Annotated in this window: 23 protein-coding genes and 5 tRNA genes; 8 read left to right on the top strand and 20 right to left on the bottom strand. The window is 53.5% G+C overall.

What is annotated here, in order from left to right:
* Window positions 1–109: 109 nt before the first annotated feature.
* Window positions 110–259, bottom strand: a complete 150-nt coding sequence (locus tag AC0XWG_RS00365; protein ID WP_008501118.1) for an AcrZ family multidrug efflux pump-associated protein — start codon at window positions 257–259, stop codon at window positions 110–112.
* A 127-nt stretch (window positions 260–386) separates the two neighbouring features.
* Between AC0XWG_RS00365 and modE the strand changes: the two genes are divergently transcribed.
* The 7 genes from modE (at window position 387) to gpmA (ending at window position 8,135) form a co-directional block, all read left to right on the top strand.
* Window positions 387–1,175, top strand: a complete 789-nt coding sequence (gene modE / locus AC0XWG_RS00370) for a molybdenum-dependent transcriptional regulator (RefSeq protein ID WP_108090569.1) — start codon at window positions 387–389, stop codon at window positions 1,173–1,175.
* A 67-nt stretch (window positions 1,176–1,242) separates the two neighbouring features.
* Window positions 1,243–2,715, top strand: a complete 1,473-nt coding sequence (gene modF / locus AC0XWG_RS00375) for a molybdate ABC transporter ATP-binding protein ModF (protein WP_208593813.1) — start codon at window positions 1,243–1,245, stop codon at window positions 2,713–2,715.
* A gap of 201 nt (window positions 2,716–2,916) precedes the next feature.
* Window positions 2,917–3,933, top strand: coding sequence for a UDP-glucose 4-epimerase GalE (gene galE / locus AC0XWG_RS00380; protein WP_128347831.1), 1,017 nt, complete (start codon window positions 2,917–2,919; stop codon window positions 3,931–3,933).
* A gap of 9 nt (window positions 3,934–3,942) precedes the next feature.
* Window positions 3,943–4,989 (top strand): galactose-1-phosphate uridylyltransferase, encoded by a 1,047-nt coding sequence (gene galT / locus AC0XWG_RS00385; RefSeq protein WP_128347830.1) that lies wholly within the window; start codon window positions 3,943–3,945, stop codon window positions 4,987–4,989.
* 4 nt (window positions 4,990–4,993) lie between these two features.
* Window positions 4,994–6,142, top strand: a complete 1,149-nt coding sequence (gene galK, locus AC0XWG_RS00390; RefSeq protein ID WP_475680267.1) for a galactokinase — start codon at window positions 4,994–4,996, stop codon at window positions 6,140–6,142.
* The gene (galM, locus tag AC0XWG_RS00395) at window positions 6,136–7,176 is read left to right on the top strand and encodes a galactose-1-epimerase (protein WP_475680268.1); all 1,041 of its coding nucleotides are present in this window, start codon (window positions 6,136–6,138) and stop codon (window positions 7,174–7,176) included. The genes galK and galM overlap by 7 nt, the downstream gene beginning before the upstream one ends.
* Window positions 7,177–7,382: 206 nt before the next feature.
* The gene (gene gpmA / locus AC0XWG_RS00400; RefSeq protein ID WP_028019417.1) at window positions 7,383–8,135 is read left to right on the top strand and encodes a 2,3-diphosphoglycerate-dependent phosphoglycerate mutase; all 753 of its coding nucleotides are present in this window, start codon (window positions 7,383–7,385) and stop codon (window positions 8,133–8,135) included.
* Between the two features lie 61 nt (window positions 8,136–8,196).
* Here the strand turns inward: gpmA and aroG are convergent, their stop codons facing one another.
* Complete coding sequence (gene aroG / locus AC0XWG_RS00405) at window positions 8,197–9,249, bottom strand: 3-deoxy-7-phosphoheptulonate synthase AroG (RefSeq protein WP_134707325.1); 1,053 nt, start codon at window positions 9,247–9,249, stop codon at window positions 8,197–8,199.
* A 183-nt stretch (window positions 9,250–9,432) separates the two neighbouring features.
* Between aroG and zitB the strand changes: the two genes are divergently transcribed.
* The gene (gene zitB, locus AC0XWG_RS00410) at window positions 9,433–10,362 is read left to right on the top strand and encodes a CDF family zinc transporter ZitB (RefSeq protein ID WP_049005796.1); all 930 of its coding nucleotides are present in this window, start codon (window positions 9,433–9,435) and stop codon (window positions 10,360–10,362) included.
* Here zitB and pnuC read toward each other — a convergent pair.
* The 18 genes from pnuC to cydA all read right to left on the bottom strand — a co-directional run bounded on the left by pnuC (window position 10,359) and on the right by cydA (window position 21,888).
* Window positions 10,359–11,078 (bottom strand): nicotinamide riboside transporter PnuC, encoded by a 720-nt coding sequence (pnuC, locus tag AC0XWG_RS00415; protein WP_475680269.1) that lies wholly within the window; start codon window positions 11,076–11,078, stop codon window positions 10,359–10,361. The two genes, zitB and pnuC, sit on opposite strands and share 4 nt — an antisense overlap.
* Before the next feature lie 22 nt (window positions 11,079–11,100).
* Window positions 11,101–12,144, bottom strand: coding sequence for a quinolinate synthase NadA (gene nadA / locus AC0XWG_RS00420; protein WP_128347826.1), 1,044 nt, complete (start codon window positions 12,142–12,144; stop codon window positions 11,101–11,103).
* 163 nt (window positions 12,145–12,307) lie between these two features.
* Window positions 12,308–12,383, bottom strand: a tRNA-Lys gene (locus AC0XWG_RS00425).
* Window positions 12,384–12,407: 24 nt separating this feature from the next.
* Window positions 12,408–12,483, bottom strand: a tRNA-Lys gene (locus AC0XWG_RS00430).
* 46 nt (window positions 12,484–12,529) lie between these two features.
* Window positions 12,530–12,605, bottom strand: a tRNA-Lys gene (locus tag AC0XWG_RS00435).
* Between the two features lie 3 nt (window positions 12,606–12,608).
* Window positions 12,609–12,684: transfer RNA gene (locus AC0XWG_RS00440), tRNA-Val, on the bottom strand.
* A 27-nt stretch (window positions 12,685–12,711) separates the two neighbouring features.
* Window positions 12,712–12,787: transfer RNA gene (locus tag AC0XWG_RS00445), tRNA-Lys, on the bottom strand.
* A gap of 161 nt (window positions 12,788–12,948) precedes the next feature.
* Window positions 12,949–13,749 carry a cell division protein CpoB gene (gene cpoB / locus AC0XWG_RS00450; protein WP_108090576.1) on the bottom strand — a complete coding sequence of 267 codons (801 nt, stop codon included), beginning with the start codon at window positions 13,747–13,749 and terminating at the stop codon, window positions 12,949–12,951.
* A gap of 9 nt (window positions 13,750–13,758) precedes the next feature.
* Window positions 13,759–14,280 (bottom strand): peptidoglycan-associated lipoprotein Pal, encoded by a 522-nt coding sequence (gene pal / locus AC0XWG_RS00455; RefSeq protein ID WP_003858578.1) that lies wholly within the window; start codon window positions 14,278–14,280, stop codon window positions 13,759–13,761.
* Window positions 14,281–14,315: 35 nt separating this feature from the next.
* The gene (gene tolB / locus AC0XWG_RS00460; protein WP_028019423.1) at window positions 14,316–15,608 is read right to left on the bottom strand and encodes a Tol-Pal system beta propeller repeat protein TolB; all 1,293 of its coding nucleotides are present in this window, start codon (window positions 15,606–15,608) and stop codon (window positions 14,316–14,318) included.
* Window positions 15,609–15,742: 134 nt separating this feature from the next.
* Window positions 15,743–17,044: a cell envelope integrity protein TolA gene (tolA, locus tag AC0XWG_RS00465; protein WP_028019424.1), complete on the bottom strand. Its 1,302-nt coding sequence runs from the start codon at window positions 17,042–17,044 to the stop codon at window positions 15,743–15,745.
* A 28-nt stretch (window positions 17,045–17,072) separates the two neighbouring features.
* Window positions 17,073–17,501 (bottom strand): colicin uptake protein TolR, encoded by a 429-nt coding sequence (gene tolR, locus AC0XWG_RS00470; protein WP_003858589.1) that lies wholly within the window; start codon window positions 17,499–17,501, stop codon window positions 17,073–17,075.
* Window positions 17,502–17,504: 3 nt separating this feature from the next.
* Window positions 17,505–18,197, bottom strand: coding sequence for a Tol-Pal system protein TolQ (tolQ, locus tag AC0XWG_RS00475; protein WP_008501101.1), 693 nt, complete (start codon window positions 18,195–18,197; stop codon window positions 17,505–17,507).
* Window positions 18,194–18,598, bottom strand: coding sequence for a tol-pal system-associated acyl-CoA thioesterase (gene ybgC / locus AC0XWG_RS00480; protein ID WP_003858593.1), 405 nt, complete (start codon window positions 18,596–18,598; stop codon window positions 18,194–18,196). Before ybgC ends, tolQ begins: the two co-directional genes overlap by 4 nt.
* Window positions 18,599–18,746: 148 nt before the next feature.
* Window positions 18,747–19,037, bottom strand: coding sequence for a cyd operon protein YbgE (ybgE, locus tag AC0XWG_RS00485; RefSeq protein ID WP_028019425.1), 291 nt, complete (start codon window positions 19,035–19,037; stop codon window positions 18,747–18,749).
* On the bottom strand, window positions 19,037–19,150 hold the full coding sequence (cydX, locus tag AC0XWG_RS00490) for a cytochrome bd-I oxidase subunit CydX (RefSeq protein WP_003858598.1): 114 nt from the start codon (window positions 19,148–19,150) through the stop codon (window positions 19,037–19,039). The genes ybgE and cydX overlap by 1 nt, the downstream gene beginning before the upstream one ends.
* A gap of 14 nt (window positions 19,151–19,164) precedes the next feature.
* Window positions 19,165–20,304: a cytochrome d ubiquinol oxidase subunit II gene (gene cydB, locus AC0XWG_RS00495; protein ID WP_028019426.1), complete on the bottom strand. Its 1,140-nt coding sequence runs from the start codon at window positions 20,302–20,304 to the stop codon at window positions 19,165–19,167.
* A gap of 15 nt (window positions 20,305–20,319) precedes the next feature.
* A complete protein-coding gene (cydA, locus tag AC0XWG_RS00500; RefSeq protein WP_028019427.1) occupies window positions 20,320–21,888 on the bottom strand; it encodes a cytochrome ubiquinol oxidase subunit I in 1,569 nt (522 codons plus the stop codon).
* Window positions 21,889–21,930: the final 42 nt, after the last annotated feature.

Below are 21,930 nucleotides of genomic sequence, written 5' to 3' on the forward strand. Positions count from 1 at the left end.
AATCGTACCGCTGAAGAGGTAAACCAGTGTGATACGTTAAATATTATCGGCGAAAACGGGAAAATCTTGAGAGCAAAACGCCCGGACTGGCCGGGCGTTTTGTGGGGAATTAATGCTGCTTTTTAGCCTGGTCTCGGTGACCAATGTTCGAGAAGACGTTGAACACTTCACCCAGGCCGTAGATGGCACCGAGGATGATGGCCATCACTACTGGTACCATGATCACGGCAAATACCAGACTTTTTAACAACTCTAACATGGTTTTCTCCAGAGATTGTGAATAGCTTATTCTACCCTTTCAAGTGAGAAAAACATCCCCTTTTGTGCGGTACCCTTTGCGCCCTGCACCATTTGGGTCACAATACTCTTTTTGCCAGGATACTGTTATGCAGGCCGAAATTCTCCTCACTCTCCGACTTCAGCAAAAGCTTTTCGCCGATCCGCGTCGTATCACCCTGCTTAAACAGATAGAACAAACAGGCTCGATTAGCCAGGGGGCAAAAAACGCCGGTATCAGTTACAAAAGTGCCTGGGATGCCATCAACGAGATGAACACCCTGAGCGAGCAACCGCTGGTGGACAGAGCTACAGGCGGCAAAGGCGGCGGCGGTGCAGTGGTTACGCGTTTTGGGCAGCGTCTGATTCAGCTTTACGATCTCCTGGCCCAGATCCAGCAAAAAGCGTTTGATGTGTTGAGTGATGACGACAATCTCCCGCTGGACAGTTTGCTGGCTGCCATATCCCGTTTCTCGTTACAAACCAGCGCCCGTAACCAGTGGTTTGGTACGGTAACGGCACGCGATAATCTCCAGGTGCAGCAGCATATCGAGATCCTGCTTGCCGATGGGACTACCCGCCTGAAAGCCGCAATAACGGCGCAGAGTGCAAAACGTCTTGAGCTGGATGAAGGTAAAGAGGTGCTGGTGTTACTGAAAGCGCCGTGGGTCAATATCACGAGCAATCCCGATACAGCTAAGGCAGCCGATAACCAGCTTCACGGTGCAATCACCCATATTGAACGCGGTGAGGAACAGTGTGAAGTGCTGATGACCCTGGCGGACGGACAAATGCTCTGCGCGACGGTACCGCTCAGCGAGGCTGACGGATTAGAGGAAGGTGCTGTAGTCACCGCATATTTCAACGCAGACCGGGTGATTATCGCCACATTGTGCTGAGCACATTGACAATCGTACCGACAGTGAGTATCCCTGACATCTGTTGCTGCAAAAAATGGGATAAATCATGTCATCATTGCATATTTCGCAAGGCACGTTTCGTCTTAGCGATACCCGAACACTGACGATTGCCGATTTGGCAATTCGCGCAGGTGAAAGCTGGGCATTTGTCGGCACGAACGGGAGCGGTAAATCAGCCCTTGCCCGCGCGTTAGCCGGCGAGCTCCCTCTCCTCAAGGGTGAATATCAGCGCCATTTTACGCGCCTGACACGTCTGTCATTTGAACAACTGCAAAAGCTGGTCAGTGACGAATGGCAGCGTAACAACACCGATTTACTCAGCCCTGGCGAAGAAGATACCGGCCGTACGACGGCAGAAATTATTCAGGATGAGGTGAACGATCCCGCCCGTTGCCAGCACCTGGCAGAACAGTTCGGCATCACCGCCCTGCTGGACCGGCGCTTTAAATACCTTTCAACCGGCGAGACGCGGAAAACGCTGCTTTGTCAGGCTTTGATGAGCGAACCAGAGTTGTTGATCCTTGACGAACCGTTCGATGGTCTTGACGTGCAGTCTCGCGCCCAGCTGGCAACGCTGCTGGCTTCGCTTAACCAGCAGGGGTATACCGTTGTGCTGGTGCTTAACCGCTTCGATGAAATTCCGGATTTCATCCAGAATGCAGGTGTGCTGGCCGACTGTAATTTGACTGAAACAGGCGAAAAATCAGTACTACTTAAGCAGGCATTAATTGCGCAACTCGCACACAGTGAACAGCTTGATGGAATCACGCTTCCGGAACCCGACGCGCCTTCAGCTCGTCATGCGCTTGATCCCCACCAGCCGCGCATCGTGCTGTGTGATGGCCTTGTCTCTTATGACGATCGCCCGATCCTTAACCATCTCAGCTGGACGGTCAATCCTGGCGAGCACTGGCAGATTGTTGGCCCTAATGGTGCGGGTAAATCAACGCTACTGAGCCTGATCACCGGGGATCACCCGCAGGGTTACAGTAACGATCTCACGCTGTTTGGCCGGCGTCGCGGCAGCGGCGAAACCATCTGGGATATCAAAAAGCATATCGGTTATGTCAGCAGCAGCCTGCATCTCGATTACCGGGTCAGCACAACGGTGCGCAATGTGATCCTCTCCGGGTATTTTGATTCCATCGGCATTTATCAGGCGGTATCGGACAAACAGCACAAGCTGGCTCAGCAATGGCTGGATATTCTTGGAATGGATACCCGGGTCGCTGACGCGCCGTTTCATAGCCTGTCGTGGGGGCAGCAGCGGCTGGCGCTGATCGTTCGCGCCCTGGTGAAACATCCTACGCTTCTGATCCTCGATGAACCCCTGCAGGGACTGGACCCGCTGAACCGACAGTTAATCCGCCGCTTTGTGGATGTCCTCATTAGTGAAGGCGAAACGCAACTGCTGTTTGTTTCACACCATGCCGAAGATGCCCCCTCCTGCATCACGCACCGCCTGGAGTTTGTCCCTGACGGTGAACGCTATGATTATCTGCTAAGCAAAATCGACTAAACTCCGGAGGGCGCCGCCCTCCGTTTTTCAGATAACCTGCATTAAGACATCTCTATCCCTTTGATCTACAATGCCACACGACATCAGAAAATCGGTATTTAAAAACAGTGTAAACGATTCCACTATTTTATCCCATGTCACACTTTTAGCGACTCTGTTATGCTATGGTTATTACATACCATAAGCCCAATGGAGCGAAATATGCGAGTTCTGGTAACAGGTGGTAGCGGTTACATAGGAAGTCATACCTGTGTGCAACTGCTGCAAAATGGTCATGATGTCATAATCCTCGACAACCTGTGCAATAGTAAGCGCAGCGTGCTGCCTGTGATTGAACGTCTTGGCGGGAAACAGCCAACGTTCGTGGAAGGCGACATCCGCAATGAAGCGCTGATGACCGAGATCCTTCACGACCACGCCATTGAAACGGTGATCCACTTCGCCGGTCTGAAAGCGGTCGGCGAATCCGTTGCGAAACCGCTGGAGTATTACGACAACAACGTCAACGGCACCTTGCGTCTTATCTCCGCCATGCGTGCGGCAAACGTTAAAAACTTTATCTTCAGCTCATCCGCCACCGTCTATGGTGACCAGCCAAAAATCCCTTACGTTGAAAGCTTCCCAACCGGTACGCCGCAAAGTCCGTATGGCAAAAGCAAACTGATGGTGGAACAGATCCTGACCGATCTGCAAAAAGCGCAGCCGGAATGGAGCATCGCGTTGCTGCGCTACTTCAACCCGGTCGGCGCCCATCCGTCAGGCGATATGGGTGAAGATCCACAGGGCATTCCGAATAACCTGATGCCGTATATTGCGCAGGTAGCGGTGGGCCGTCGTGACTCACTTGCGATTTTTGGTAACGACTATCCAACCGAAGATGGCACCGGCGTGCGTGATTACATCCACGTTATGGATCTGGCCGACGGGCACGTGGCGGCCATGCAGCAACTGGCAAATAAGCCAGGCGTGCATATTTACAATCTCGGCGCCGGTATTGGCAGCAGCGTGCTGGATGTGGTTAACGCCTTCAGCAAAGCCTGCGGTAAGCCGGTCAATTATCACTTCGCACCGCGTCGTGAGGGTGACCTCCCTGCTTACTGGGCCGATGCCACCAAAGCCGATAAAGAGCTTAACTGGCGTGTGACCCGCACGCTGGATGAAATGGCACAGGATACCTGGCACTGGCAGTCCCGCCACCCACAAGGTTATCCGGACTAAGGATCCGTCATGACTTCATTTAATCCCGTCGATCATCCGCATCGTCGTTTTAACCCGTTAAGCGGGCAATGGATTTTAGTTTCTCCGCATCGCGCCAAGCGCCCCTGGCAGGGGGCGCAAGAGACGCCTGCGAAACAGACGCTGCCACAGCATGACCCGGACTGCTTCCTGTGTCCGGGCAACACCCGCGTCACCGGAGATAAAAACCCGGACTACAAAGGCACCTTCGTCTTTACCAACGATTTTGCCGCCCTGATGACCGACACGCCGGACGCGCCGGAAAGCCACGATCCGCTGATGCGCTGCGAAAGCGCGCGCGGAACCAGCCGCGTGATCTGCTTCTCGCCCGATCACAGCAAAACGCTGCCAGAACTGAGCGTGGACGCGCTGAAAGAAGTCGTCAGCACCTGGCAGGCGCAAACCGCCGAGCTTGGGCAGAGCTATCCGTGGGTGCAGGTGTTCGAAAACAAAGGCGCGGCCATGGGCTGCTCGAACCCCCATCCGCACGGCCAGGTCTGGGCGAACAGCTTCCTGCCCAACGAAGCCGAACGTGAAGACCGCCTGCAAAAAGCCTATTACGCGGAAAACGGTTCCCCGATGCTGCTGGACTACACCCAACGTGAGTTGGCCGATGGCAGCCGCACCGTGGTGGAAACCGAACACTGGCTGGCCGTGGTGCCTTACTGGGCTGCCTGGCCCTTCGAAACGCTGTTGCTGCCAAAAGCTCACGTGCAGCGCATTACGGATCTTAGCGACGTGCAGCGCGACGACCTTGCCCTGGCACTGAAAAAACTGACCAGCCGTTATGACAATCTGTTCCAGTGCTCCTTCCCGTACTCCATGGGCTGGCACGGCGCACCGTTTAACGGCGAAGAGAATCAACACTGGCAGTTGCATGCCCATTTCTATCCGCCGCTGCTGCGTTCTGCGACGGTACGTAAATTTATGGTGGGCTATGAAATGCTGGCGGAAACGCAGCGTGACCTGACGGCGGAACAGGCGGCAGAACGTCTGCGTGCCGTTAGCGACGTCCACTATCGCGAATCAGGAGTCTAAAAAAATGAGTCTGAAAGATAAAACACAATCCCTGTTTGCTGAAAAATTTGGCTACCCTGCCACCCACGTTATCCAGGCACCTGGCCGCGTTAACCTGATCGGTGAACACACCGACTATAACGACGGTTTCGTGCTGCCGTGCGCCATCGATTACCAGACCGTCATCAGCTGTGCAAAGCGTAACGACCGCAACGTCCGCGTGATTGCGGCGGATTATGATAATGAAACGGACGAGTTTTCCCTCGATGCCCCGATTGTGACGCACGACAGCCAGCAGTGGTCTAACTACGTACGCGGCGTGGTGAAGCACCTGCAGAAACGTAACAAGAACTTTGGCGGCGCCGATCTCGTTATCAGTGGCAACGTACCACAGGGGGCAGGCTTAAGCTCCTCTGCCTCTCTGGAAGTCGCCGTGGGAACCGTGTTCCAGCAGCTTTATCATCTGCCGCTGGATGGCGCGCAAATCGCTCTGAACGGTCAGGAAGCAGAAAACCAGTTCGTGGGCTGCAACTGCGGCATTATGGATCAGTTGATCTCCGCGTTGGGCAAAAAAGAGCACGCGCTGCTGATCGACTGCCGCTCGCTTGGCACCAAAGCCGTTCCGCTGCCAAAAGGCGCCGCGGTCATTATTATCAATAGCAACTTTAAACGCACGCTGGTGGGGAGCGAGTACAATACCCGCCGCCAGCAGTGCGAAACCGGTGCGCGCTTCTTCCAGCAACCCGCCCTGCGCGACGTGACGCTTAATGAATTCAATAAGGTGGCCCACGAGCTGGATCCGGTCGTCACCAAACGCGTTCGTCACGTGCTGACGGAGAACGCCCGAACCGTCGAAGCCGCGTCCGCGCTGGCGAAAGGCGATCTGAAACGTATGGGTGAGTTGATGGCGGAATCGCACGCCTCCATGCGCGATGATTTCGAGATCACCGTTCCGCAAATTGACACCCTGGTGGACATCGTCAAAGCCACCATCGGCGAGAAAGGTGGCGTGCGTATGACCGGCGGTGGCTTCGGTGGCTGCATTGTTGCCCTGGTGCCGGAAGAACTGGTTCCTGCCGTCCAGCAGGCGGTAGAGAAACAATACGAAGCGAAAACAGGTATTAAAGAAACGTTCTACGTGTGTAAAGCATCACAAGGAGCCGGACAGTGCTAAACGAAACACCTACCCTTGCACCGGATGGTCTGCCGTATCGCCTGTTAACCCTGCGCAACAGCGCGGGGATGGTGGTTACGCTGATGGACTGGGGTGCAACCCTTCTTTCTGCCCGCGTACCGATGCCGGACGGCAGCGTGCGCGAAACCCTGCTCGGCTGTGCCTCGCCTGAACAGTATGTCAATCAGTCCGCCTATCTGGGCGCGTCTGTAGGGCGCTACGCTAACCGCATCGCGAAGAGCCATTTTGAACTCGACGGCGTGGAGTATTCTCTGCTTCCAAGCCAGGGTGAGAACCAGCTGCACGGCGGTCCGGACGGGTTTGATAAACGCCGCTGGAAGATTGTTCGGCAAAACGATGGGGAAGTGTTGTTCTCACTGGATTCGCTTGATGGCGATCAGGGCTTCCCGGGGAACCTTATCGCCTCCGCGCGCTTTACGCTGACCGACGACAACCGTATCGCCATTGAATACCGTGCGACGGTCGACAAGCCGTGTCCGGTCAACCTGACCAATCACGCGTACTTTAATCTGGACGGTAACCAGTGCGACGTGCGTAACCACAAGCTGCAGATCCTGGCGGATGCGTATTTGCCGGTTGACGAGATGGGAATTCCTTATCAGGGCCTCAAAGACGTGAGCGGAACCAGCTTTGACTTCCGCAGCGCGAAGACTATCGCCCAGGATTTCCTGAGCGATGACGATCAGCGCAAGGTGAAAGGTTACGACCACGCTTTCCTGCTGCAGGCAAAAAGTGATATCAGCCAGCCTGCAGCACAAGTCTGGTCTGCGGATGAGAAGCTGCAGATGACGGTGTATACCACAGCCCCTGCACTGCAATTCTACTCAGGCAACTACCTTGGCGGCACGACGGCGCGCGAACACGATGAGTATAGCGACTGGCAAGGCCTGGCGCTGGAGAGCGAGTTCCTGCCGGACAGCCCCAATCATCCGGAATGGCCGCAGCCAGACTGTGTGCTGCGCCCGGGAGAAGAGTACGTCAGCGTGACGGAATACCATTTTATCCCGCATTGATTTCCAGCCCTCCTGTCGGAGGGCTTTTTTCTGCTCGCCTTGCTGAAAATAGCGCCGATCGCAGACAAAATCATAACCCTGGATTCACAAGCATCTTACACTCAGAGACTATTTTCGCTATGGTTAGGGTTAAGCGTTGCTGGTGGCACCGCCACGGCAATATAATGAGAATTGTTATCATTCTAAAAATGCTTGAGGAGTAAGAGATGGCTATTACTAAGCTGGTTCTGGTGCGTCACGGCGAAAGCCAGTGGAACAACGAAAACCGCTTTACCGGTTGGTACGACGTTGATCTGTCTGAGAAAGGCGTAAGCGAAGCAAAAGCAGCAGGTAAACTGCTGAAGGAAGAAGGCTTCAGCTTTGATTTTGCTTACACCTCTGTGCTGAAACGTGCCATCCACACCCTGTGGAACGTGCTGGACGAACTGGATCAGGCCTGGCTGCCGGTTGAGAAATCCTGGAAACTGAACGAGCGTCACTACGGTGCGCTGCAGGGCCTGAACAAAGCGGAAACTGCTGAGAAATATGGCGACGAGCAGGTTAAACAGTGGCGTCGTGGCTTCGCAATCACCCCACCAGAGCTGAGCAAAGATGACGAGCGTTACCCGGGTCACGACCCGCGTTATGCGAAACTGACCGACGCTGAGCTGCCAACCACCGAGAGCCTGGCGCTGACCATCGATCGCGTTGTGCCTTACTGGAACGAAACAATTCTGCCACGCCTGAAAAGCGGCGAGCGCGTGATCATCGCAGCTCACGGTAACTCCCTGCGTGCGCTGGTGAAATACCTTGATAACATGGGTGAAGACGAAATCCTCGAACTGAACATCCCGACTGGCGTACCGCTGGTGTATGAGTTCGACGAAAACTTCAAGCCAATCAAACACTACTATCTGGGTAACGCAGAAGAGATCGCGGCGAAAGCAGCGGCCGTTGCGAACCAGGGTAAAGCGAAGTAATTTTCGCCGGACATAAAAAAAGCGCGGAACCTTCCGCGCTTTTTTATTTGTGCCTGATTATTCAGCCGCGACGGGCTTTTACCGCATTCGCCAGCTGACGCAGGATCGTGTCGGTATCTTCCCAGCCGATGCAGGCATCCGTCACGCTCTTGCCATAGACAAGCGGCTCGCTGCCTTCCAGATTCTGGTTACCTTCAACCAGATGGCTTTCGATCATCACCCCAATCACCGCCTTCTCACCGCTGGCAATCTGCTGGCAGACATCTGCCCCCACTTCCATCTGCTTTTTAAACTGCTTGCTGGAGTTGGCGTGGCTGAAGTCGATCATCACCTGCGGTGGCAGCCCGGCCTTGTCCAGACCGACTTTCACTTCCGCCACATGTTTTGCACTGTAGTTTGGCTCTTTGCCGCCGCGCAGAATGATATGGCAATCACCGTTACCGCTGGTGTTAACGATGGCGGAGTGACCCCATTTGGTCACAGAGAGGAAGCAGTGCGGTGCCCCGGCAGCGTTGATAGCGTCAATAGCTACCTTGATAGTGCCATCAGTCCCGTTTTTAAACCCAACCGGGCAAGAGAGACCGGACGCCAGTTCGCGGTGAACCTGCGATTCCGTGGTACGTGCGCCAATTGCGCCCCAGCTCATCAGGTCTGCCAGGTATTGCGGCGTGATCATGTCCAGAAACTCACCGGCTGCCGGCAGGCCACTGTCGTTGATCTCCAGCAGCAGCTTGCGCGCAATGCGCAGACCGTCGTTAATCTGGAAGCTGTTGTCCATGTGCGGATCGTTAATCAGCCCTTTCCATCCCACGGTGGTACGCGGTTTTTCAAAGTAAACGCGCATGACGATTTCCAGCTCGTCTTTCAACTCTTCTCGCAAGGTGAGCAAACGGGCCGCGTACTCTTTCGCGGCTGCCGGGTCGTGAATAGAACAAGGACCAATCACCACCAGAAGACGATCGTCATTACCTTTCAGGATCTTATGGATCGCTTTACGAGCATGAGAAACCGTGTTTGCGGCATTTTCAGTGGCGGGGAATTTCTCAAGGAGTGCTACAGGAGGTAATAACTCGTTGATCTCTTTGATACGTAAATCGTCATTCTGATAATTCATTTTCTTTCCAGCTCTGCCATAACTCTAGTCGTGAATGCAATCCTTTCAATCTAACTTGCTCGCCGCTTAGTGTAAACCGCCTTTTACACTCTCTCCCGGATTTGCAGAAACAGACCCAAAAATAGGTTTGTCTAACACATTAAAAACTCTACACTTAACCTAAAATGAACCAGGAAAATAGATATGGCGCACTCTCATTCTCACGCTTCCGGGGACGAAAACGCTAAACGACTGATGCTAGCCTTTGGCGTCACCGCAACCTTCATGATTATCGAGGTCATTGGCGGCCTGGTTTCCGGCTCTCTGGCGCTTCTGGCCGATGCCGGACATATGCTGACCGATGCCGCAGCCCTGCTCTTCGCCCTGCTGGCCGTGCAGTTCGCTCGTCGTCCACCGAATGCGCGCCACACCTTCGGCTGGCTGAGGCTGACCACCCTCGCCGCGTTTGTTAACGCCATTGCACTGGTGGTCATTACCGTTCTTATCGTCTGGGAGGCCTTCCAGCGTTTCAGACACCCGCAACCCGTTGCGGGGATGACAATGATGGTCATCGCCGTGGCAGGGCTGTTGGCTAATATTCTGGCTTTCTGGATTTTGCACCGAGGAAGTACGGAAAAGAACCTCAACGTGCGTGCGGCGGCCCTGCATGTGCTGGGTGATTTGCTCGGTTCAGTGGGCGCGATTGTGGCCGCGCTGGTAATCCTCTATACCGGCTGGACGCCTGCCGACCCGATTCTTTCAGTGCTGGTGTCGTGTCTGGTGCTGCGTAGCGCCTGGCGACTGCTGAAGGAGAGCGTCAATGAACTGCTTGAAGGTGCACCAACATCAATAGATATTGCTGAGTTGAAACGTAACCTGCACCGCTCTGTCCCGGAAGTCCGCAATGTGCATCACGTGCACGTCTGGCTGGTGGGAGAGAAACCGGTTATGACATTGCACGTTCAGGTGATCCCACCTCATGACCATGATGCGCTGCTTGAACGGATCCAGCACTTTCTTGAACATCACTATGAGATTGGTCATGCGACCATCCAGATGGAGTATCAGCCATGTAACGGGCCGGACTGCCACCTGAATGAGGCGCAGTCCGGCCATTCACATCATCACCATTAGCTGGAAAGCGCGTGAGAGCCTCGCTCACGCGCGCTGTTAATCCACATCCGGCTACCGTTCAACGCAATGAAGGTCAGCAGCAGATATTCCAGTGACATCGCATAGACGCCCTGCTGGGCGAAGATCACCACGCTGATGACATTGATGATGACCCATAGCAGCCAGTTCTCAACGTACTTACGGGTCATCAGGATCATCGCGGCAATCGACAACACCATCATGCAGGAATCCCAGAACGGGAAAGCATCTGGCTGAAGCGAAGGCATAGCCACATTCAACCCCATACCAGACATCACCGAGACCGCTATGCGGGTCAGGAAAGCAAATACCGGGTTGATGTAGACAGTCATTAAACCAATGGCGACCACGCAGGCGACAAACCAGGCGATAGCTTTAGGCAAGGGCAGCCAGCGGATTTGCAGCTCGGCCTCCTGCTGGCTGTTCTGACGCGACCACGCGTACCAGCCGTAAATGTTGGCAGCGAAAAAGAACAGTTGCAAAAGCAGGCTGGCGTATAGCTGGATCTGGAAGAAGATAATCGCAAACAGCGTGACGTTAATCAGCCCAAACGCGTAATTGCTGATCTTCTCAAGGCTTGCCAGCCAGATACAGAGTAAACCAGCCAGCGTGCCTACGGCCTCAATCCATGACAGGTCATAGCCACCTGCACCAATCGGTATATGAACCAGAATGTTCTGTGTGCTAAAAAAATCCATCTCTTCCCCAGGGCGTTTTGAATTAAGTACGTAGTGTAGCCGCAAAATCCAGCATGCGGTTAAGCGGAATTAACGCACCTTCACGCAGAGCAGCGTCCACATGGATTTCATGTGCAGCACCGCCTGTCTCGAGCCCTTCAGCAATCGCCTTCAGGCCATTCATCGCCATCCATGGGCAATGCGCGCAGCTGCGACACGTTGCTCCCTCACCAGCTGTAGGCGCTTCCAGAAGCTCTTTCTCCGGCACGGCCTGCTGCATCTTATAGAAGATACCGCGATCGGTTGCCACGATGAGCTGTTTATTGGGTAGCGTCCTGGCCGCGTTGATAAGCTGGCTGGTTGAGCCCACGGCATCCGCCATGTCGACAATAGACTGCGGTGATTCAGGGTGAACAAGAATGGCGGCGTCAGGATAAAGCGCCTTCATGCGCGCCAGTGCCTGGGTTTTGAATTCATCGTGCACAATGCAGGCGCCCTGCCAGCAGAGAACATCTGCCCCCGTCTGCTTCTGGACATAATTTCCGAGATGGCGATCGGGCGCCCAGATAATTTTCTCGCCCAGACTGTCCAGATGTTCAATCAGCTCAACGGCGATACTTGACGTGACCACCCAGTCAGCCCGCGCTTTTACCGCCGCAGAGGTATTAGCGTAGACCACCACGGTCCGGTCAGGATGGGCGTCACAGAAGGCCGCGAATTCGTCAATCGGGCAGCCAAGATCGAGTGAGCACTCAGCATTAAGCGTCGGCATCAGAATGGTTTTTTCAGGGCTCAGGATCTTCGCCGTTTCGCCCATAAAACGTACGCCAGCAACCAGTAACGTCGAAGCGGGATGTTTTGCACCGAAGCGTGCCATTTCCAGTGAGTCAGAAATACAGCCTCCGGTCTCTTCCGCCAGCTGCTGAATTTCCGGGTCGGTGTAGTAATGGGCCACCATCACCGCGTCTCGCTCTTTGAGAAGTCGCTTGATCTTCTCACGGTAGAATTGCTTTTCATCCAGGCTCAGCGGGACAGGCTTTGGCGGAAACGGATAGATTGCGGCTTCAGGATCAAACATCACACTCATTATGGCTTCTCGTTTTACTGGCTTAACAATATTGCCTTTCTTTTGCATGACATAGCAAAACGGACGGCAATTGTGTTTTGTATACTAAACAAGATAGCGAATTTGAGAGGAAATGTCATCGGAATGGATAGCAAAAAGGCGCCTTTAGGGCGCCTTTTTACACTGGTGGGTCGTGCAGGATTCGAACCTGCGACCAATTGATTAAAAGTCAACTGCTCTACCAACTGAGCTAACGACCCCTTGCGGGAATTTTTTCTTCGAAGTGGTGGGTCGTGCAGGATTCGAACCTGCGACCAATTGATTAAAAGTCAACTGCTCTACCAACTGAGCTAACGACCCATTCGGGTGCTGACTTCGAAGATTTTTACTCGGTGCCACTTTAAAGTGGTGGGTCGTGCAGGATTCGAACCTGCGACCAATTGATTAAAAGTCAACTGCTCTACCAACTGAGCTAACGACCCGAGTGGTGGGTGATGACGGGCTCGAACCGCCGACCCCCTCCGTGTAAAGGAGATGCTCTACCAACTGAGCTAATCACCCACTCTGTACTGCCGGTAATGCGTTAAGTGGTGGGTCGTGCAGGATTCGAACCTGCGACCAATTGATTAAAAGTCAACTGCTCTACCAACTGAGCTAACGACCCACTTTTACGCTGTTTTCACGTTGTTTGATATCCCGTGGCAACGGCGGCATATATTACTGATTTAAGAATTCAGCGCAACAAAAATTTCGATGAAGATCACTTAACTGCTTAGTAATCATGCTGCACGACCAGAAATAACGCGATTTCTGGTCATGCGATAATCATCCCATCGAATTCAGACGTTTTTGCGCCTGCTTAGCACCTTCGGTACCCGGGAATTTTGAGACCACCTGCTGATAAACCGCTTTGGCTTTCGCAGTGTCGCCTTTGTCCTGCATGATCACGCCGACCTTATACATCGCATCTGGCGCTTTTGGCGATTTCGGGTAATTTTTCACCACAGAGGCAAAATAAAACGCCGCATCGTCCTTTTTACCCTTGTTGTAATTCAGCTGACCAAGCCAGTAGTTCGCATTTGGCTGATAAGTGGAATCAGGGTATTTCTTAACAAAGTTCTGAAACGCCGCAATCGCGTCATCCTGACGAGATTGATCCTGTACCAGGGCAATGGCCGCGTTATAGTCTGTATTCGCGTCACCGCTTTGTACAGGCGCTCCTGTTGAAGCAGAAGCATCAGCCGCCGGGGCTGGCGCAGAAGTCGCCGCTCCGCTCTGATCGCCTGCTGCCGGCTGTGCTTGTGCTGCACCACCACCACTGCTCAGGCTATCAATCTGCAACAAGATTTGCTTCTGGCGTTCCACAACCTGATTAAGCTGATACTGGCTTTCCTGAATTTGCCCACGGAGAGAGTCAATATCGTTTTGGTTATCGGAAAGTTGTTGCTGGAGTTGGGTTAAAAGCTGGCTGTGAGCGTTAGAAATACGCTCGAGTTGAGTGACCCGGTCTTCTACCGAGCCTGAGCCGACACTACTGATTGGTGCCTGAGCAAAAGCGGCCCAGGGGGCCGCTATTCCAACCAGTAACGACAGACTCAACAGATGATGTCTGAAGTTACTGCTCATGCAATTCTCTTAGTAAACCAGTACGGCACGACGGTTTTTGGAGTAAGCCGCTTCGTCGTGACCCAGTACTGCAGGTTTTTCTTTACCGTAAGAAACGATGGAGATCTGGTCAGCAGAAACGCCTTTACCCTGCAGGTACATTTTAACAGCGTTAGCACGACGTTCACCCAGGGAGATGTTGTACTCAGGAGTACCACGTTCGTCCGCGTGACCTTCTACGGTGACTTTGTAAGATGGGTTGCTACGCAGGAAGTTAGCGTGCGCATCCAGCATCGCAGCGAAGTCAGAACGGATGTCGTATTTATCCAGATCGAAGTAAACGATGTTGTTCTGCTGCAGCTGCTGCATCTGAAGACGCGCTTGCTCTTCAGAAGACATGTTGCCATTGCCGTTCGCGTCCATACCGGTGCCGGCACCCATCATGCCTTCGCCGCTCTGGTCATTGCTTGCGTTCTTGTTGGAAGAACACGCTGCGATTGCCATTACAGGCAGAGCGATCATCAGCCCCTTCAGCACTTTGTTCAGTTGCATTTCTATGATTCCTTTAGTAATCAATTAATTATTATTTACAGATACGGCGACCAGGCAGGTGATTTTACCTGTCCATCAGTTGCCGGAATACGCGCTTTGAAACGCCCATCTGTAGAAACCAGATTCAGCACAGATCCCATCCCCTGAGAAGAGCTGTAGATTACCATCGTGCCGTTAGGTGCCAGACTTGGCGTTTCATCCAGGAACGTTGACGACAGAACTTGCACGCCACCCGCTACCAGATCTTGTTTGGCAATGTGCTGCTGCCCACCGTTGGAGCTCACCATTACCATAAACTTACCGTCGCTGCTCACGTCTGCGTTCTGGTTCTGTGTACCTTCCCAGGAAATACGCTGCGGAGCACCGCCGTTGACATTCACTTTATAGATTTGCGGACGGCCTGCCTGGTCAGAGGTAAATGCCAGATTTTGGCTGTCCGGGAACCATGAAGGTTCGGTATTGTTGCTACGACCATCAGTCACCTGGCGAATCTGGCCAGAACCAATGTCCATCACGTACAGGTTCAGACTACCGGTTTTAGACAGCGCAAACGCCAGTTTAGACCCATCCGGAGAGAATGAAGGTGCACCGTTGTGACGTGGGAACGACGCCACCTGACGAACAGCACCGTTTGCCAGTGTCTGGATAACCAGCGCTGAACGGCCGCTTTCGAAGGTTACATACGCCAGCTTAGAACCGTCCGGAGACCATGCTGGAGACATCAGAGGCTGGGAAGAACGTTTCACCAGGAACTGGTTGTAACCGTCGTAGTCAGAGACGCGCAGTTCGTAAGGGAACTGACCACCGTTGGTCTGAACCACATAGGCAATACGGGTACGGAATGCACCTTTAATGCCTGTCAGTTTTTCGAATACCGCATCACTGGCAGCGTGAGCCGCGTAGCGCAGGTACTGCTTAGTGACCTTGTAGGAGTTCTGTGCCAGAACGGTACCCGGCGCACCACCGGTATCAACCAGTTGCCAGGCCACGTTGTAAGAGCCGTCCGGGTTAGGCGTAACCTGACCCACAACCACGGCATCAATTCCCAGAGCAGACCATGCAGCAGGCTGTACTTCCTGCGCACTGCCCGGCTGCTGAGGCAGACGAGAACGGTCTAACGGGTTGAATTTACCGCTGTTACGCAGGTCAGCCGCCACGATGCCACCAGCATCTTCAGGCGCAGCGCCAGGACCGGCCCACTGGAACGGAACAACCCCGATTGGGCGTGCCGAGTCCACCCCCTGGGTGATCTCGATACGTACTTCTGCGTGCAGTACTGCTGCCCACAGCATTAAAAAACCAAATGCTACACGTAATGCCTGCTTCATCATATCTCCCTTATCCGGGTAACCTTACCCACGATAATTTAGCAGAATGTTAACAAACCCAAATAGACAAAACTACCTGAACCCTGTGACTAAACCTGGTCTATTTTTCCCCGTTTGCACGGGGAAAATGTAACTTAAGGTTTGAAGTCCAGCGGTGCATTTTTGAAGACTTCATAGACTGCCTGAGACGGCGGTTTAGGCATCTTCGCCTGACGCGCTGCCGCCAGAGCCGCAGTACATAAAGCCGGGTCGCCACCTTCAGACTTAATATCTAACAGCATGCCGTCTGGAGCCAGTTTTATACGCAACGTACAGGTTTTGCCGGCATAAGACGACGCATCATAGAATCGGCTTTCAATAGCGGATTTAATCTGCGAGGCATAACCGTTGATTTCAGCTCCTGACGCGCCGTTACTCTTAGTGTTACCACTTCCCGTCGGTGCTGCGTTGTTTCCTTTCGCCCCACCACCAGTTTTCGGCGCATTCTTACCAGAACTGAGATCGCCCAGCAGGTCGTCAACGCCCGCAGCGGCAGCGGCTTTCTCCGCAGCAGCAGCCTTTTTCGCAGCCGCCTTTTCAGCCGCGGCTTTCTTATCGGCAGCAGCCTTCTCTGCTGCAGCTTTTTTGTCAGCTGCAGCCTTTTCAGCGGCTGCCGCTTTCTCTGCAGCGGCTTTCTCTGCGGCAGCGGCTTTCTTCGCGGCGTCAGCAGCAGCTTTTTTCTCTGCTTCCTGAGCAGCTTTCTTAGCGGCTTCGGCTTCAGCTTTCTTCTGAGCATCAGCAGCGGCTTTCTTCGCGGCTTCTGCTTCAGCTTTCTTCTGAGCATCAGCGGCGGCTTTTTTCGCGGCTTCTGCTTCAGCTTTCTTCTGAGCATCTGCGGCGGCTTTCTTCGCGGCTTCCGCTTCAGCTTTCTTCTGAGCATCAGCAGCGGCTTTCTTCGCCGCTTCGGCCGCTAATTTGGCCTGGGCATCAGCCTGCGCTTTGGCGTCCGCTGCGGCTTTTGCTGCCGCTTCTTCTGCCTGCTTTTGCTGTTCCTGGGCTTTCTTCGCAGCCTCTTCAGCTTGTTTCTGCTGCTGTGCCTGCTCTTTCGCCGCTTCCTGCGCCTGCAAACGTTCTTTCTCAAGCTGCTTCAAACGCTCCTGCTCTGCGGCCTGCTTTTCACGCAGTTCTTCCGCTTGCTGTTGCGCCTGTTTTTCACGCTGCTCTTCAGCCCGTTTGGCACTCGCCTTCTGCTGTTGTTGGCGATTATAGTTCTGTACTACCGCACCGGGATCCACCATCACGGCGTCAATGGAAGAGCCTCCACCGCCGCCGGCTGATGCATCAATATGCTCGTCGAACGAACTCCAGATCAGCGCTGCAAAGAGAATAACGTGCAGCACTGCGGAGACGATTATCGCTCGCTTAAGCTTGTCGTTCTGTTCGGTTGCCTTTGACACTATCGGTTCCCAAAAACTACGCGGATGATCAAATAGGTTGAGTCATTAAGCCAACTGACTTAACACCCGCACTATGTAGCAAGTTCAGCGCTTTAATAATTTCATCGTATGGTACGTCTTTCGCGCCACCGATTAAGAAGACCGTTTTCGGATTTGACTCCAGGCGACGCTGTGCTTCAGCAATAACCTGCTCAGGAGGTAACTGATCCATACGATCTTTTTCTACCACCACGCTGTATTGCCCTACGCCGGAAACCTCAATGATGACCGGAGGATCGTCATTGGTGCTCACCGCCTGTGATTCTGTCGCATCCGGCAGATCCACTTCCACGCTCTGGGTAATGATTGGCGCTGTCGCCATGAAGATCAGCAGCAGAACCAACAGCACGTCCAGCAATGGAACGATATTGATTTCGGACTTGAGCTCGCGACGACCTCGTCCACGCGATCTGGCCATGGTTTACCCCTTGTTACTCTCGGTGCTGGTAAACGCCTGACGGTGCAGAATCGCAGTGAACTCTTCCATAAAGTTGTCGTAGTTCAGTTCCAGTTTGTTCACGCGCTGGTTCAGACGGTTGTACGCCATAACCGCTGGGATTGCCGCAAACAGACCGATAGCGGTCGCAATCAGTGCTTCTGCAATACCCGGGGCAACCATCTGCAATGTCGCCTGCTTCACCGCACCGAGTGCGATGAAGGCGTGCATGATCCCCCACACCGTACCAAACAGACCGATATACGGGCTGATAGAACCTACAGTCCCCAGGAAAGGAATGTGCGTTTCAAGGTTTTCCAGTTCACGGTTCATGGAGATACGCATCGCACGCGAGGCACCTTCTACAACCGCTTCCGGCGCATGATTGTTTGCACGATGCAGACGCGCAAACTCTTTGAAACCGCTATAGAAAATTTGCTCGGAGCCTGTAAGGTTTTCACGGCGTCCCTGGCTTTCCTGGTACAGACGAGAAAGCTCGATACCCGACCAGAACTTATCTTCAAACGCTTCAGCTTCACGGCCAGCGGCATTGAGGATACGCGTTCTCTGGATAATGATGGCCCAGGATGCGATTGAAAAACCAATCAAAATCAACATGATAAGTTTAACCAGAAGGCTTGCCTTCAGGAACAAATCAAGGATATTCATGTCAGTCACTGCTTAAACTCCGCGACAATAGACTTAGGAAGCGCACGAGGCTTCATTATGGTTGGATCAACACAGACAATCAGTACCTCAGCTGAGTTCAGTACGGTGTTCTCTGCATTGACTATCCGCTGCGTGAAAACCAGTGAGGTCCCGCGCATTGATGTAATTTCAGTTTGGACTTCGAGCATATCGTCGAGTCTGGCAGGCGCAAAATACTCAAGCGTCATCTTGCGTACCACGAAGGCAACTCGCTCAGCCAACAGCACCTGTTGACTAAAGTGATGATGGCGCAGCATCTCTGTGCGTGCCCGTTCATAAAAAGCAACGTAGCTGGCGTGGTAAACCACACCACCGGCATCGGTATCTTCGTAGTAGACACGAACCGGCCATCGAAACAGCGTTGTATTCACTTTACATCCCGGTAATGCAATAAAAGTTAACTCTTTTAAACTTCGCTACTATACGCGCGGGAAAGGTGGTTTGGAATGGGAGAAAGTAAACGGAGAGTAAATTTTTATGGGCTCGGGTAAGCCCATATCGTTAACGGACATTTCTTATTCAGAAGAAGAAGAAAATCAATCCAGCAAGCAGAACGAGATCGGCAATCAGCGGACAGAAGATGCCCTGCCAGTGAACAGCTTTCGGACGAAAGCCCACGCCGTGAATCACACCTGCGCACACCGCCCACATAATGAGGAAACCATGCCAGATTTCAAGCTCGCTGGTTTTCGCTGCAAAGCGCGAAGGGTCCCAGAAGATACAACCTGCCAGCAGTAATGCCATCACTAAAGAAAGCGCCCGTAACGGGCGCTTATCCATTACCGCATATAACCTTGCGATAATGTTCATTAGTGTTTTTCTTCACCCGCTTTAGTCGCTTCAACGTGCTCAAGCGCCAGGGCAGTGATGACACCAAAAGCACAGGCAAGAAGCGTCCCTAAAATCCATGCGAAATACCACATATTCAGCTCCTTACTTAGTACATAGAGTGGGTGTTGCTTTCGATATGTTCTTTAGTAATACGTCCGAACATTTTCCAGTAACACCAGATGGTGTAGGCCAGAACAATCGGCACGAATACGCAAGCAACATAGGTCATTAAGTTCAGCGTCATATGGCTGGAAGTCGCATCCCACATGGTCAAGCTAGCATTCAGCATGGTGCTGGATGGCATGACGAATGGGAACATTGCAATACCTGCGGTCAGGATTATGCACGCCAGGGTCAGTGAAGAGAACACAAACGCCAGGGCACCTTTTTCCAGACGAGACGTCAGAACCGTCAGCAGCGGCAGCAGCACGCCCAGAGCCGGGATAGCCCACAGTGCAGGCGTCGTGTTGAAGTTCACCAGCCATGCACCGGCCTGACGCGCCACTTCTTTGGTCAGCGGGTTAGACGGCGCAGTATGGTTAATGGCAGATGTCACCACGTAACCATCAATACCGTACACCACCCACACACCGGCCAGGGCGAAGCAGACCAGCGTAACCAGCGCAGCAACCTGAGCCGTCGCGCGAGAACGCAGGTGCAATTCACCGACAGTACGCATCTGCAGATAGGTTGCACCCTGAGTGATGATCATCGCTACGCTCACCACACCCGCCAGCAAACCAAACGGATTCAGCAACTGGAAGAAGTTACCGGTGTAGTAAAGACGCATGTATTCGTCCAGGTGGAACGGTACGCCCTGCAACAGGTTACCGAACGCCACGCCGATCACCAGCGGTGGAACGAAGCTACCAATGAAGATGCCCCAGTCCCACATGTTGCGCCAGCGGGTGTCTTCAATCTTGGAGCGGTAGTCGAAACCAACCGGACGGAAGAATAAAGACGCCAGCACCAGAATCATCGCCACATAGAAACCGGAGAACGCAGCCGCGTAGACCATCGGCCAGGCAGCGAACAGCGCGCCACCTGCGGTGATCAGCCACACCTGGTTACCGTCCCAGTGCGGGGCGATGGAGTTGATCATGATTCGACGCTCGGTGTCATTACGACCGAGGAAACGGGTGAGCATCCCCACCCCCATGTCGAAACCATCCGTGACAGCGAAACCGATCAGCAGAACGCCGATCAACAGCCACCAGATAAAACGCAATACTTCATAATCGATCATTTGATGACTCCTGTCTTAGCGTGCCGGCTGAGTAGTCGCAGTGGACTGCTCGTAGTGATAGCGACCGGTTTTCAGGCTGCTTGGGCCAAGGCGCGCGAACTTGAACATCAGGAACAGTTCAGCCACCAGGAACAGGGTGTACAGACCACAAATCAGCAGCATGGAGAAGATCAGGTCGCCTGCTGTCAGGGAGGAGTTCGCTACCGCCGTTGGCAGCACCTCACCAATCGCCCATGGCTGACGGCCATATTCTGCAACGAACCAACCGGACTCAATTGCGATCCACGGCAGCGGAATACCGTACAGCGCGGTACGCAGCAGCCATTTCTTCTCGCCGATGCGGTTGCGGATAACAGACCAGAAGGACGCCGCAATGATCAGCAGCATGATGATGCCGCAGCCCACCATGATACGGAATGCGAAGTACAGCGGTGCAACACGCGGAATGGAGTCTTTGGTTGCCATCTGGATCTGTGCTTCCGTCGCATCAGACACGTTCGGGGTATAGCGCTTCAGCAGCAAACCGTAACCCAGATCTTTCTTCACGTCGTTGAACTGGTCACGGACGGCCTGATCGGTCGAGCCAGCACGCAGCTGTTCCAGCAGCGCGTAAGCTTTCATACCGTTACGGATACGGCCTTCATGCTGCACCATCAGCTCTTTCAGCCCCGTCACCTGTTTGTCAACAGAACGGGTAGCGATGATACCCAGCGCGTAAGGAATTTGAATGGCGAAGTGGTTTTGCTGCGCATCCTGATCCGGGATACCGAACAGGGTAAAGGCAGCAGGGGCCGGTTGCGTTTCCCATTCAGCTTCGATAGCAGCCAGCTTGGTTTTCTGCACGTCACCCATTTCGTAACCGGATTCATCACCCAGGACGATAACAGAGAGGATTGCAGCCATACCGAAACTTGCAGCGATGGCGAAAGAGCGCTTAGCAAATGCAAAGTCACGACCACGCAGCATGTAGTAAGAACTGATACCCAGGATAAACATCGCGCCGCACACATAGCCAGATGCCACGGTGTGAACGAATTTAACCTGCGCAACCGGGTTCAGGACCAGCTCGGCAAAGCTGACCATCTCCATACGCATAGTTTCGAAGTTGAAATCAGACGCGATTGGGTTTTGCATCCAGCCGTTCGCCACCAGGATCCACAGCGCGGACAGGTTCGAACCTAATGCCACCAGCCAGGTCACTGCCATGTGCTGGACTTTACCCAGACGGTCCCAACCGAAGAAGAACAGACCTACAAAGGTGGATTCGAGGAAGAAGGCCATCAAACCTTCAATGGCCAGCGGCGCACCGAAGATATCCCCTACATAGTGGGAATAGTAAGACCAGTTAGTCCCGAACTGGAACTCCATGGTCAGACCGGTTGCCACGCCCAGTGCGAAGTTGATACCAAACAACTTGCCCCAGAACTTGGTCATATCTTTATAAATCTGTTTGCCGGAGAGAACGTATACCGTTTCCATGATGGCCAGCAGGAACGCCATACCGAGCGTCAGTGGCACAAACAGGAAGTGGTACATCGCGGTCAAGGCAAACTGTAAGCGCGACAGTTCGACTATATCTAACATCATGACTCCTTGCTCATCGCATGAAGACTCCGAGAGTGAACC

The organism is Enterobacter sp. DVT3837 (genome assembly GCF_056238685.1).